Source organism: Sphingomonas sp. RS6, from assembly GCF_054489705.1.
This window is the reverse complement of sequence record NZ_JBTMWM010000003.1, coordinates 243,301-256,593: the sequence shown is the minus strand read 5'-3', so window position 1 is coordinate 256,593 and position 13,293 is coordinate 243,301. Positions and strand designations below refer to the sequence as shown.

At 67.0% G+C, this 13,293-nt stretch carries 11 protein-coding genes; 8 read left to right on the top strand and 3 right to left on the bottom strand.

What is annotated here, in order from left to right; translation table 11 throughout:
* The first annotated feature begins 3 nt into the window (after positions 1–3).
* The 5 genes from ACX40Y_RS08400 (at position 4) to ACX40Y_RS08380 (ending at position 5,529) form a co-directional block, all read left to right on the top strand.
* Complete coding sequence (locus tag ACX40Y_RS08400) at positions 4–1,200, top strand: exo-beta-N-acetylmuramidase NamZ family protein (protein ID WP_459119101.1); 1,197 nt, start codon at positions 4–6, stop codon at positions 1,198–1,200.
* Positions 1,201–1,218: 18 nt separating this feature from the next.
* Positions 1,219–2,412 carry a hypothetical protein gene (locus tag ACX40Y_RS08395; RefSeq protein ID WP_459119100.1) on the top strand — a complete coding sequence of 398 codons (1,194 nt, stop codon included), beginning with the start codon at positions 1,219–1,221 and terminating at the stop codon, positions 2,410–2,412.
* Positions 2,413–2,447: 35 nt separating this feature from the next.
* On the top strand, positions 2,448–3,521 hold the full coding sequence (locus ACX40Y_RS08390; protein ID WP_459119099.1) for a DUF2336 domain-containing protein: 1,074 nt from the start codon (positions 2,448–2,450) through the stop codon (positions 3,519–3,521).
* Positions 3,518–4,897 carry a PAS domain-containing sensor histidine kinase gene (locus tag ACX40Y_RS08385; protein ID WP_459119098.1) on the top strand — a complete coding sequence of 460 codons (1,380 nt, stop codon included), beginning with the start codon at positions 3,518–3,520 and terminating at the stop codon, positions 4,895–4,897. The genes ACX40Y_RS08390 and ACX40Y_RS08385 overlap by 4 nt, the downstream gene beginning before the upstream one ends.
* Positions 4,898–5,142: 245 nt before the next feature.
* Complete coding sequence (locus ACX40Y_RS08380; protein WP_459119097.1) at positions 5,143–5,529, top strand: response regulator; 387 nt, start codon at positions 5,143–5,145, stop codon at positions 5,527–5,529.
* Positions 5,530–5,563: 34 nt separating this feature from the next.
* Here the strand turns inward: ACX40Y_RS08380 and ACX40Y_RS08375 are convergent, their stop codons facing one another.
* Entirely contained in the window at positions 5,564–6,355 is a 792-nt protein-coding gene (locus ACX40Y_RS08375; protein WP_459119096.1) for a ThuA domain-containing protein, read from the bottom strand.
* Between the two features lie 344 nt (positions 6,356–6,699).
* Here ACX40Y_RS08375 and ACX40Y_RS08370 point away from each other — a divergent pair, with 344 nt between their 5' ends.
* Positions 6,700–7,296: a PEPxxWA-CTERM sorting domain-containing protein gene (locus ACX40Y_RS08370; protein ID WP_459119095.1), complete on the top strand. Its 597-nt coding sequence runs from the start codon at positions 6,700–6,702 to the stop codon at positions 7,294–7,296.
* Positions 7,297–7,473: 177 nt separating this feature from the next.
* Here the strand turns inward: ACX40Y_RS08370 and ACX40Y_RS08365 are convergent, their stop codons facing one another.
* Positions 7,474–8,757: a citrate synthase gene (locus ACX40Y_RS08365; RefSeq protein ID WP_459119094.1), complete on the bottom strand. Its 1,284-nt coding sequence runs from the start codon at positions 8,755–8,757 to the stop codon at positions 7,474–7,476.
* Positions 8,758–8,784: 27 nt separating this feature from the next.
* Positions 8,785–10,209 carry a glutamate--tRNA ligase gene (gene gltX / locus ACX40Y_RS08360; RefSeq protein WP_459119093.1) on the bottom strand — a complete coding sequence of 475 codons (1,425 nt, stop codon included), beginning with the start codon at positions 10,207–10,209 and terminating at the stop codon, positions 8,785–8,787.
* Between the two features lie 28 nt (positions 10,210–10,237).
* On the opposite strand from gltX, the gene ACX40Y_RS08355 reads away from it, so the two are divergent.
* Together ACX40Y_RS08355 and bla are read left to right on the top strand one after the other, a co-directional pair.
* On the top strand, positions 10,238–12,400 hold the full coding sequence (locus ACX40Y_RS08355) for a ComEC/Rec2 family competence protein (protein ID WP_459119092.1): 2,163 nt from the start codon (positions 10,238–10,240) through the stop codon (positions 12,398–12,400).
* The gene (gene bla, locus ACX40Y_RS08350) at positions 12,397–13,254 is read left to right on the top strand and encodes a subclass B3 metallo-beta-lactamase (protein WP_459119091.1); all 858 of its coding nucleotides are present in this window, start codon (positions 12,397–12,399) and stop codon (positions 13,252–13,254) included. The genes ACX40Y_RS08355 and bla overlap by 4 nt, the downstream gene beginning before the upstream one ends.
* Positions 13,255–13,293: the final 39 nt, after the last annotated feature.

Sequence of the window (13,293 nt, the reverse complement as noted above, 5' to 3'; positions counted from 1 at the left end):
CTCATGCTATTCGGAATCGATCGCCTTCTCGCCGATCCGGCGCTCCGCCAACCGCTGGAGGGCAAGCGCGTTGCGCTGCTCGCGCATCCCGCGTCGGTCACTGCGGACCTGACGCACTCGCTCGATGCGCTGGTCGCGGCCGGCGTCAACATCTCGGCGGTGTTCGGGCCGCAGCATGGCGTGCGGGGCGACCTCCAGGACAATATGATGGAGTCGCCCGACTTCACCGATCCCCAATATGACGTGCCGGTATTCAGCCTTTATGGCGAGGTCCGGCGACCGACGGGCCAGTCGATGGGCACGTTCGACGTGATGCTGGTCGATCTCCAGGATGTCGGGTGCCGGATCTACACCTTCGTCACGACGCTGCTCTATGTGCTCGAAGCGGCGGCGGCGCACGGCAAGTCGGTCTGGGTGCTAGATCGCCCCAATCCGGCCGGGCGCCCCATCGAAGGGACGACCTTGCTGCCCGGATGGGAGAGCTTCGTCGGCGCGGGGCCGATGCCGATGCGGCATGGCATGACGCTCGGCGAACTCGGCCATTTGTTCATCGATCATTATCGGCTCGACGTCGACTATCGCGTGATCGAGATGGCCGGCTGGGCGCCCGATGCCGCGCCGGGGTTCGGCTGGCCGCCCGAGCGCCCCTGGATCAATCCGAGCCCCAATGCCGCCAACGTCAACATGGCGCGCGCCTATGCCGGCACGGTGATGCTGGAAGGCACGACGCTCTCGGAGGGGCGGGGGACGACACGGCCGCTGGAACTGTTCGGCGCGCCGGACATCGATGCGCGGGCAGTGATCGCCGAGATGCATCGGCTTGCGCCGGATTGGATCGTCGGCTGCCGGCTGCGCGACATGTGGTTCCAGCCCACTTTCCACAAGCATGTCGGCGCGCTTTGTTCGGGGGTGTTCATCCATGCCGAGGGGCCGGGATACGACCATTCGGCATTCCGGCCATGGCGCGTGCAGGCGCTGGCGTTCAAGGCGATCCGCTCATTGATGCCGGACTATGCGCTGTGGCGCGACTTTCCTTATGAATATGTGTTCGATCGGCTGGCGATCGACGTCATCAACGGCGGTCCCGGGCTTCGTGAATGGGTCGACGATGCCGCCGCTGTGCCAGGAGACCTGGAGGCGCTGGCGTCCCTGGACGAGACGGCCTGGCGCGAGATCCGGCGCCCGCACCTGCGCTACTGATTGCGCCGCGCGCCGCTTATGCTTAACGCCACGCCGATGCTTGCCGGGCTGATCTTTGCCATCGAGGAGGCCGAGGACCGGCCGGGAACGCTCGTTGCGACGCTGCCCTTTGGCGGCATGACGCTGCTCGAATATCAGATCCGCTTGCTGGCCGGCGTTGGCGCGGCACAGGTGATGGTTGCGGTTGGACGCGTGACGCCGCCGTTGCTGGCCGCGGTGGAGCGGACGGCACGACTCGACATCGACGTCCAGATCGTTCGCTCGGCCGAGGAGGCCGCCGAAAAGGTGGCGGCCGACGCGCAAGTGCTGGTGATGGCCGACGGGCTGGTGACGGTCGATCCCGTGATCGACCAGATCGCCGGCGAACCGCACGAGGCGCTGCTCGTCACCGACGATGCGGAGTCGCCGGCTGCGATCGAGCGGCTGGACATGCACCATTGCTGGGGCGGCGTCGCGCGGATCAGCACTGCCCAGCTCGGCCAGATCGCGCAGATGCCCGACGATTACGATTTCCAGTCGGCGCTGTTGCGGGTGGCGGCGCAATCGGGAGCGGAGCATGTACCGATCGATCCGCGCTGGCTGCGCGGCAGCCATTCGGTGGAGCGCAATGCCGAAGGGCTTGCGCTGCGCAACACCGGGGTGCTGGCGGCGCTCAGCGAGCGCCGGGACGATTGGGCGGACCGCTGGGTATTCTCGCGCGCCGCCCGGCTCGCGCTGCCCGAACTGGTCGCACGCGATGTGACCGGCTGGGCGCCGGTGGCGCTGGGGGGCGTGCTCGGGCTCGGCGCGGTCGGGGCGGCCGTTGCGGGGTGGCTGGGGGTGGGTGCGATCGTCGCGCTGTTTGCGACGGCGGTGCTGGCCATCGGCGTCGGGCATGCCGCACTTCGCGGCGAAGAACGACGCGCGCGGCGGATCGAACTGGGGGTTCTGGCACTGTTCGTCCTGCTGATTCTGGCGAGCGGGTGGCGCGAGCATCTCGCCGTCGCCACGGCGACGGCGCTGGTGATTGCCGGCAGCGCAGTCGCGTTCCAAGTGCTGATCGAGCGGGTGCCCGCGCGACCGAGGCGCTGGTGGGCGAGCCCGTCGGCACAACTGATCCTGTTCGCGCCGTTCGCGCTTGCCGGGCACGCCGTTTTCGGGCTGGGAGCGGTGACGGTCTATGCCCTTGCCACGCTGGCGGCGGCGATTGAGGCAACGCGCCAAAAGCCTTAGGCTCGTCTTAATCACAAGACGCTACCTCGGGTTTCATGTCGGTCAACACAGTCGACATGCGCGACGGCTCGTCCGTCGGCGCAGACGAGCTGCTGGCGCGTGCCGTGGCGATGGAGACGCGCGCCCGCGCTCACCGGAAGGCAGTGGCGGCCGACATCGCACTGGCCGACGACGCCCGGCTCGACGACCGCACCCGCACCGGCATCCAGCGCCACCTCCAGCGCCTCGTCGACGAGATCGAGCAAGCGATTCTGCGGCTTCTGGGCCCCTATGGCTATCGTGGACTGGGCGGCACGCTGCCGATGTTGCGGGCATCAGGCCTGCTTGCCGATCCGGCGCTGATCGACGAACTGCTCGCCCGGTTGCGGCTTGACCAGCTGGGCGATGCGCTCGCCACGCACGCGCCGCTCGATCCCTATCGCCCGAGCCTGATCAGTCGATTCGCCCAACACCCGGACCTTGCCGTCGCCGACGCCGCGCGTGAGCTGATGCTGGCCGAGAGCCGCCGACGCAGTCCCGAAATGGGACGTGACGGGCTCTCGCCCGCAGCCTTTGCCTGCCTCGCCTGGCGCGTTGCGGCGGCGATGCGCGCGCGCGCCGACACCCCCGTCGATGCCGAGCTCGACCAGCGGCTTTGCGAGGCGGTTCGTCAACTCGCGGCCGACGAGCGTGAACTGGCCACCGGCGACCTCGAAGCGGCAGCGATGCGCTTTGCCGAGGCGGCGGCGCCCCGACCTGACGAAAGGCAGGCGCTGCTGGTCGAGGCGCTGCACGATCGCCGCATCGTCCTGTTCACCGCGTTGCTCGCCCATGCCGCGTCGCTTGATTATGCCAGGGCCCGCGCAATGGTGCTCGATCCCGCGCCCGAACGGCTGATGCTTGCGCTGCACGCGCTCGGCCTGTCGCGCGAGGGCAAGGCGCAGATCGGCAATGCCCTGTGCGAAGCCGATCCTCGCCGCACGCTCGACGCACTGGCCGATATGCTCGATGCGATCGAGCCACTATCGGCACGGCAAGCGGCGCCGGTGCTGGCACTGGCGCGGCTCGACCCCGAATATCGCGCTGCCCGCATCGCACTCGCCCGATCTGCCACATCCGGGGCGGCATGACGGTGCTCGATCCCATCGTCCCGCTTGCAATCGCCCGGCTCGATACGGCCGGTCGGCTGGTCGATGCCGAGCCTCGCCTGCTCGACCTCAACACCCGTGCGGGCGGATCGATCGGCGGTCCGCTCGCCATTCCCTCGATCGCCGCCATTGCGCGGCTCGCCCAGCGGCTCGGCATTACCATCTCGCGCAACGTCGTCGTCGCCGATGGCGAGGACGATATCGACCTGTGGGTCCGCGCCGGCCCCGATCAGGGCGGCGTTCGGATCGAGGTCAGCGGCTGGCGATCGCGCCCCGCCTGGCGTCCAGCCGATGAGGCCGAACGCGACGGGGACTTCTTCCGCGCGTCGGGCGACTGGCTGTGGGAAACCGACGCGTCGCTCCGCATCACCTTCCTGTCGATCGAGGCTGGTGCCCGCTACGGCTTCGACACGCGCGCAATGCTGGGCCGGCCGCTGACCTGCCTGTTTGCCCTCGCGCAGGACGAAAAGGGCGAGATGCCGATCCTCAGCGCCGTTGCTGCCCAGGCCCGCTTCGACGGGCAAAGGGCCGAGCTGCGCGGGACCGGCCGGATGGTCCGGCTGGACGCATCGCCGCGCAGCGATCCGCTGGGGCGGTTCGCCGGATTTGTCGGTGCGGCGCACATGCTCGATGCCGAGGCAACGCCGCCGCTCGCGCCGCCGCCATCTGCTGGTCCCGGCAGCTTTCCGCCCTCGTTCAGCAAGCGGCTCGACCGGGCGCTCCGCGGTCCGCTCGCCAAGATCATCGCCAATGCCGATTCGATCAGCGCCCGCACCGAAGGGCCGATCCGCGACGACTATGCCGAATACGCTGCCGACATCGCCGGGGCTGGCCGTCATCTGCTGGCGCTGGTCGAGGATCTGGTCGACCTGCAGGCGCTCGAACGCACCGATTTTGCCACACTGCGCGAGGCGATCGACCTCGCCGATGTCGCCCGCCGCGCCGCCGGTCTGCTTTCGGTTCGCGCAGGCCAGGCCGAGGTTCGGATCGATCGGCCCGGCGCCGACGAGATGCTGCCCGTCGCCGGCGAGTTTCGCCGGGCGCTCCAAGTGCTCGTCAATCTGATTGGCAACGCCGTGCGCTATTCGCCGCGCGGCGGCATGGTGTGGATTCGGCTGGAGCGGGAAGGCGCGATGGGATGCGTGATCGTTGCCGATCAGGGCAAGGGCATCGCGATCGAGGATCAGGCGCGGATCTTCGAGAAATTCGGACGGGTCGATCCCACCGAACCGGGCGGCAGCGGACTCGGCCTCTACATCGCCCGCCGCCTCGCCCGCGCGATGGGCGGCGACCTGATCGTCGACAGCGCGCCAGGCATGGGAGCCCGTTTCGTGTTTCTGTTGCCGCTGCGGGCATGACCCGCCGTGCATCGCCCGGTCCCGCTCCGGTGCAATCTGCGCGTCGACTGCACCTTGGGCCATATTGCCGCATCAGGCGATAGCTTCGACTTGGTGAGATGCCCAGCGCAAACCGCTGATGGATAAGCAGTTTATCCGGGCTATTTCGTACTGACGCGGATCGCATCCGTTCGGTATAGTTCGATACAGCAGGGGACACCGCTCGCAGGAGAGGGGGCGATCACCGGCACGGAAGGCCACAGGATATGACAAACGCCGTCCTTGTTCTCCTCGTCGAGGACGAACCGATGCTGCTGATCAATGCCCAGGACATCCTAGAGGACGGGGGATTTGAGGTCATCGATGCGACGAGCGGCGAAGACGCGCTAAAACTGCTCGAAGCCGAATCAGATCGCATCGTCGGCCTCGTCACCGATATCCGCCTTGGCGACGGTGCCGATGGCTGGGAAGTGGCGCGCAGCGCGCGGGCGCTGAACCCCATGCTGCCGGTCGTCTATATGACCGCGGAGAGCGCCGACGACTGGTCGTCGCAGGGCGTGCCGAAGAGCCTGCTCGTGCAGAAGCCTTTTGCGCCAGCGCAACTCATCAATGCGATATCGACGCTGCTCAACGAGGCGAGCAGCAGCCTTTGAGGGCAGCCGAGGCCCAAGCCGCCGCGACGATGCGCTACTGCGCAGCCCAGCGGATCGCGTTGGTCAGGATCCTGCGATAGACCGGATCGTCATAGGCTTCGGGCGTGTGGCCCAGCGCCGAATAGACGACATGCCCCTTCGCCGCAGGGTTGGTCCAGATCACCGGATGATCGCCCATCGTCAGCTTTTCGCCGGGGCGGTAACTGGCCTCGTCGACCCGCGCCAGAACGGTCATGCCGCGCGCGGCGGGCGTGGCGTCGAACGAATACCATTCGTCCACCGGTGCCCAGGACTGGCTGACACCGGCCATCACCGGGTGCGCCGGCTGATCGACGACGACCTTTGCAGGTTGCAGATGATCCGCGCCGCCGGGATGACCGATGAAGGTCGTTCCGATCAGCGTATCCTTGTACCAGGCGTTGGTGTGGCTGTTGTCGCCGGCCGCATGCAAGGCCACCACGCCGCCGCCGCGTGCCACGAAACGCTGGAAGGCCGCCCGCTGGTCCTCGGTCATGAAGTCGCCGCTCGCGCTGTTGAGCACGACCACCGAGAAGTGGCGCAACTGAGCATCGTTGAACACCGCCGCATTCTCGGTGACGAAACTGGCGCGGCCAAGGCCTTTCGCGATGTCCGCCAGCACGACGTTGGAGTGGGGGATATGCTCGATATGCCGCCAGCCATTGGTCTTCGAGACGATCAGGACGGCACCGTCGAGCCCATCGGGAAGCACGGGCGCCACGCTGTCATAGGTGGGGGCGGGCAGATGCGGATCGGACGGGGCCGAGCCCATCGTCAACAGGGCGACCAGCGCCAGTAATCTAGCCATGCAGCATCCTCCTGGTCCCAGCATAACCGCAAAGCGCGGGCTTGAGCCACCCCCCAACCGGCCGAGCTCTATCGACAGGCGAACCTCGGTCGAAGAGCAGTCGCGCTGGAGGCCGCGGCGGCGGCGAAAAGCAGCGCAAGGAAAGGAACGGCGTATCACTGCAACTGGTCCCGCCCGGTCAGGCGAGCTCGTCGTCGACCCAAGATCTCGTGCATGAGTTGGCCAGATTTGGCATAGTCCTTATCTGCTAGATTCTGCAACTGTCTGAAATAGTTGACGAAATATGAATCGCTGCCGCATATGCAAGTCGACACCGGTCCACGGTGAACATTGGGGGATGTCTCATGAAATGCATCAAGACGTCAGCGTTCGCGCTGGCAGCGATCATCGCCGCACCTGCTTTGGCCGACCCGATCGTCAACGACGGCGCCATCATCGACTATTACCAGATCGCATATTACAGCCCGTTGGCCCAGACCTTCACGGCGATCGACGCGAACCTGCAGAGCATCGGCTTCAACTATACCGTGATGAACTCCGGCTATTCCAACACGCCGATCACCCTTGCCTTGTACGAAGGTGCGGGGACCGGCGGCACGCTGCTGGCGTCGCGAACCTTTGATCTCGTCAATCTATACGGGTTTACCGATACGGACTTCAGCGGCATCACGCTGGGCGTGGGCCAGGTCTATACGGCCGCGGTTTCCACAAGCTCGCCGCTGATGGGCATCTACGTCACCGGTGACAGCTATAGCGGGGGCTATCTCAACACCGGCGTCTATGGTGCGCAAAGTGACCTGGACCTCTCGTTCCGCGTGATCGGCGGCTCCGCAGCCGGCCCGGTTCCAGAGCCGGCGTCCTGGGCGCTGATGCTCGGCGGGTTCGGCTTCATGGGTGGCGCGCTGCGTCGGCAGCGTCTGACGCGGGTGCGCTTCGTCTGAACCCGCGCATCGCGGCTGCACGGTCGATGCACTGCGCAGCTTGAAGGTTTCAACGCGGCGATGCGAATGAGGCGGTGACCCCGCCACGGCGGCAAGGCTGCGAACGCGGCTGGCTGTGTTCAAACGAGAACCGGCGCCCCCGCCAAGGGGCGCCGGCTTTTCGTCCTGCTGGGAAGATCAGCGCTGGCTAACGGGCACGTAGTCGCGCTGCGTCGGGCCGGTGTAGAGCTGACGCGGACGGCCGATCTTCTGCTCGGGATCCGAGATCATCTCGTTCCACTGCGCGACCCAGCCGACGGTGCGGGCGAGGGCGAACAGCGCGGTGAACATCGTCGTCGGGAAACCGATCGCCGACAGAATCACGCCCGAATAGAAGTCGACGTTCGGGAACAGCTTCTTCTCGACGAAGTAATCGTCCTTGAGCGCCATTTCCTCGAGCTGCAGTGCCACTTCGAACACGGGGTCCGACACGTTGAGCGCAGCGAACACTTCGCGCACGGTCTTCTGCATCACGGTCGCGCGCGGATCATAATTCTTGTACACGCGGTGACCGAAGCCCATCAGGCGGAACGGATCGTTCTTGTCCTTCGCGCGGGCGATGAACTCGGGGATGCGCTCCGGACGGCCGATCTCGTGTAGCATGTTGAGCGCGGCTTCGTTCGCGCCGCCATGCGCCGGGCCCCACAGGCAGGCAATGCCGGCCGCGATGCAGGCGAACGGATTGGCGCCCGACGAACCGGCGAGGCGCACGGTCGAGGTCGAGGCGTTCTGCTCGTGATCGGCATGGAGGATGAAGATGCGGTCGAGCGCCTTCTCCACCACCGGGTTCACTTCATATTCCTCGGCGGGAACGCCGAAGGTCATGCGCAGGAAGTTGCCGGTGTAGCTCAGGTCGTTCTTCGGATAGAGGAACGGCTGGCCGACACTGTACTTGTACGCCATCGCCGCGATCGTCGGCATCTTGGCGATCAGGCGGTGCGACGCGATCATGCGCTGCTGCGGGTCGGTGATATCGGTCGAGTCGTGGTAGAAGGCCGAAAGCGCGCCGGCGACGCCGCACATCACCGCCATCGGATGCGCATCGCGACGGAAGCCGCGATAGAAGGTCGCCAGTTGCTCGTGCAGCATGGTGTGGCGCGTGATGGTGTAGGTGAACTTGTCGTATTCCGCCTGCGTCGGCAGTTCGCCGTTCAGCAGCAGATACGCCACCTCCATGAAGCTCGATTCCTCGGCGAGCTGGCCGATCGGATAACCGCGATGGAGTAGGACGCCCTGGTCGCCATCGATGAAGGTCAGCCCGGATTCGCAGCTCGCCGTCGAGGTGAAGCCCGGATCATAGGTGAACGCGCCGGTCTGGGCATAGAGCTTGCGGATATCGACGACGTCGGGGCCGGTGCTGCCCTTCAGGATCGGATATTCAACCTCCTTGCCGGAAATCTGCAGCTTGGCGTTGTCGCTCATGTACGTCGTCCTTTCCTTCGACCCATTCTAGACGGTCGCGCGAACCTGATCTGCGATACGGGCCAGACTTTCTTCGCGGCCCAGCAGCACCAGGACGTCGAAAATGCCCGGGGAAGTCCGGCGCCCGGTCAGCGCCGCGCGGAGCGGCTGTGCCAGGTTGCCGAGCTTCACGCCCGCTTCGTCCGCGACGGTTCGCACCGCCGCTTCGAGCGCCTCCGTATCCCAGGTGACGCTCGCGTCAAGCGCGCCGTGCACCTGCGCCAGCAGCGCCCGCGCGTCGCCCTCTAGCAGAGCGTTTGCGGCTTCGTCCAATTCCAGTGGGCGAGTGCGAAAAAGGAAACCCGCGCCGTCGACGAGTTCGAGGAGATTCTTGGCGCGCGGCTTTAGTGCGGCCATGCTGCGACGCAGAAGGTCACGCTGCGAATCGGTGGTTTCGAAGCCGAGACGCGCGGCGACGAGGTCGGCGAGGCGGGCGTCGTCGGCCTCACGAATGTAATGGCCGTTGAGATTTTCCAGCTTCTTGAGATCGAAGCGCGAAGGCGATTTGCCGACACCCGCGAGATCGAACCATTCGATCGCCTGTTCGCGGCTGATGATCTCGTCGTCGCCATGTCCCCAGCCGAGGCGGAGCAGATAGTTCGACACTGCTTCGGGCAGCAGGCCCAGTTCGTCCCGATAGGCATCGACGCCGAGCGCACCGTGGCGCTTCGACAGCTTGGCGCCATCCGCGCCGTGAATCAGGGGAATGTGGGCATATTGCGGCTCGGCCCAACCCATCGCCTTGTAGATCGGCAACTGGCGGAATGCGTTGTTCAGGTGATCGTCGCCACGGATCACATGGGTGACGCCCATATCATTGTCGTCGACGACGACGGCGAGCATATAGGTCGGCGTGCCGTCGGATCGCAGCAGCACGAGATCGTCGATCTCGGCATTCTGGACGGTGACGTCGCCCTGGACCAGGTCGCGAATAGTGGTTGCGCCCTCGGCCGGCGCCTTCAGGCGGACGACATGCGGGGCGGCCGGATCGCCATCGGTGCGGTCGCGCCAGGGCGAGCGGATACGCAGCGGCTTCTTCGCGGCTTCGGCCTCGGCGCGCATCTGAGCAAGTTCGTCCTGCGTCAGATAGCAGCGATAGGCCGCGCCCTTTTCGATCATCGCCCGCGCGACATCGGCATGGCGGTCGGCCCGCGCGAACTGGAAGACGGCGTCACCGTCCCAGTCCAGCCCCAGCCAGCGCATGCCATCGAGGATGGCGTCGATCGCCGGCTGGGTCGATCGCGCGCGATCGGTATCCTCGATGCGCAGCAGGAACTTGCCGCCATGATGGCGGGCGAAGAGCAGGTTGAACAACGCGGTGCGAGCGCCGCCGATGTGTAGAAAGCCCGTCGGCGACGGTGCAAAACGGGTGACGACCGGCGAGTTTCCGCCGACTTCGGTTGTTGCGCTCAAGCGCGCGTGCTCCCAGACTGTTGTGACGATGGGCAATGCCTTTCCCGCCCCTAGCACGCACCCACGCCCCCTTCAAATAGGGGCATTTCGGGCATTTGCGGCGCTTCGGCGGAAGGCCGAGCAGCTTTTGGAGGCGGAGCGAAGCCAGCTCGTGCTCTGGCTGCCGGTTGCGCTGGGTGCTGGAGTCGCGGGCTGGTTCGGACTGGCCGGGCCTTATCAATGGTGCGGCCTGATCCTGTGCGCGATGAGCGTCGCGGCACTCGGGCTGACCATGCCCGGCCGCAGCGGCCGGATGCTCTTGGTCGGGGGTGCTGCCGTCGCGAGCGGATGCGCGCTGATGTGGTGGCGCGCGGAAATCGTGGCGGCGCCGGTGCTCGCACGGCCGTCGGTCGTGTCGTTCGAGGGGCGCGTCTACGCCATCGAGGCGCTGCCGGCACGCGACATCTGGCGAATCGTCCTTGCGCCCGAGGCGCGGCCGGATCTGCCGCCCCGGGTGCGGGTCAACGTGCCGACGAAGGAAGTTCCGCAGCCGCTGGAGATCGGCGCCAGACTGTCGGTCAGGGCGCGGCTGATGCCGCCGGCGGCGGCGGCGGTGCCCGGCGGCTATGACTTTGCGCGGGCGGCGTGGTTCGTGGGCCTCGGTGCGACCGGACGCGCGATCGGGCCGGTCAAGCGGCTCGACGGGGGTTCAAGCGGCAAGCCCCCGCTGCGCGCCCGGCTGTCCGAGCATATCCAGCATCAGGTTTCGGGCAGCGCGGGCGGCATCGCCAGCGCGCTTGCGACCGGCGACCGCGGCGCCATTGCCGAACCCGATGCGGAAGCAATGCGACGATCGGGGCTCGCGCACCTTTTGTCGGTGAGCGGCCTTCATGTGACGGCGGTGACCGGCGCCGCCATGATGATCGTGCTGAAGCTGCTCGCCCTCAGCCCGACGCTGGCGCTCCGCTGGCGGCTCCCGCTTGTCGCGGCGGGCGCGGGCGCGCTGGCGGCGATCGGCTATACCTGGCTCACTGGCGCGCAGGTGCCCACGATCCGCTCTTGCATCGCGGCGCTGCTGGTCCTGCTGGCGATCGCTCTGGGCCGCGAGGCGCTAACGCTGCGCCTTGTCGCCGCCGGCGCGACGGTTGTGCTGCTGTTCTGGCCGGAGGCACTGATCGGCCCCAGCTTCCAGCTCAGTTTCGCGGCGGTCACCGCCATCGTGGTGCTGCACGAGTCGCCCCGCATGCGCCGCTGGTTCGAGCGCCGGGAGGAGGGCAGGGCGGTGCGGCTTCTGCGCGGTGCCGCATCGCTGCTGCTTACAGGCATTGTCGTCGAGCTTGCCCTGATGCCGATCGCGCTGTTCCATTTCCACAAGGCGGGCCTGTACGGCGCGCTGGCAAATATCGTGGCGATCCCGCTGACGACCTTCGTGGTGATGCCGGCCGAGGCGCTGGCCCTGTTTCTCGATCTGGTCGGGCTCGGCGCGCCGCTGTGGTGGCTGGTGAGCAAGGCGCTTGCGCTGCTTCTTGCACTCGCCCACACCGCCGCATCTGCACCGGGAGCGCTGGCGACGCTGCCGGCGATGCCGGCCGGTGCCTTTGTGCTGATGGTGTTCGGCGGCCTCTGGATCGGCTTGTGGCGCACCGGGCTCCGATTCGCCGGACTGGTGCCGTTCACGCTGGGCGCCGCCTGGGGCCTCGCCAGCCCGTCGCCCGACCTATTGGTGACGGGTGACGGACGTCATCTGGCCATCCGGATGCCCGACGGCGCATGGGCGCTGCTTCGCGACCGGGCCGGCGATTTCACGCGGGCGACGCTGGGCGAAAATGGCGGCGTCGAGCCCGAGCATCTGCAACTGATGACCGAGCGCCCCGAGGCGCGCTGCAGTGCCGACGCCTGCATCGTCGAGCATCGTGCGGGCGGGCGGCGCTGGCGAATCGCGGCGACGCGCAGCAGCTATGCGATCGACTGGCCGCAACTGATCCGGCTGTGCGCAGCCAGTGACATCGTCGTCAGCGACCGCCGCCTTCCGCCACCATGCAAGCCACGGTGGCAGAAACTCGATCGACCGGCGCTCGAACGCAGCGGCGGAGTCGCGATCAACCTACGGACCGCTGGCGTCCGGACGGTCAGATCGGATACGGCGCATCCCTGGATCCATCCGCCGACCGTCAAGCCGCGGTTCGAGCAAAGCAGAGCGAGTCGACCGTGAACCTTTCCCATGCCGCTGCCGCGCTGCTGGCCGCATTCGCCGCGCCGGCCGCATCGGCACAACAGGCCGACTGGGCCCGGGTCCGCGCCGAGTGGAATCGGCCGACCGCGCCGTTCCGGATCATCGGCAATATCCACTATGTCGGCACCGCGGGCATTTCGGCCTATCTGATCACCAGCCCGCAGGGCCATATCCTGATCGATGGCGGGATGGCCGAGAGCGCCCCGTTGATCGCCGCCAACATCGAAAAGCTCGGCTTTCGACTGAAGGACGTGAAGATCCTGCTGATCAACCACGCCCATTGGGACCATTCGGGCGGGCTGGCCGAGCTCAAGCGGCGAACGGGCGCCCGGCTTCTGGCGGCCGCCGCCGAAATTCCCGCACTCGAAACCGGGCATCCCGATTATCGACCCGACCTGTCGAGCGCGCCACCCGTGGCCGTCGACGGCACCTTGGCCGACGGCGAGACGGTCCGCATCGGCACCACCGCGATCGTCGCGCACCTGACCCCCGGGCATACCAAGGGGTGCACCAGCTTTTCGACGCAGGTCCGCTCGGGCGGCAAGCCGCTGACGGTGTTGTTCGCCTGCAGCCTCAGCGTCGCCGACCAGCCTTTGACGCCCGGCCATGGCTATGACCGCGCGCCGGACGATTTCCGCAACAGTTTCGCCAAGTTGCGGGCAATGCATGCCGACATCTTCCTGAGCTTCCACGCCGAGCAGTTCGACCTGAAGGCGAAGCGCAGAAAGCTCGCGGCCGGCGATGCCATGGCCTTTGTCGACCCCGGCGAACTGCCCCGCCGGGTGACGGCCGCGCAAAAGGCATTCGAAGCGGAACTGAAGGCCCAACGCTGAGCCGTCAGACGTTACCCGGACGTTGCCAAAGTTGCCAAA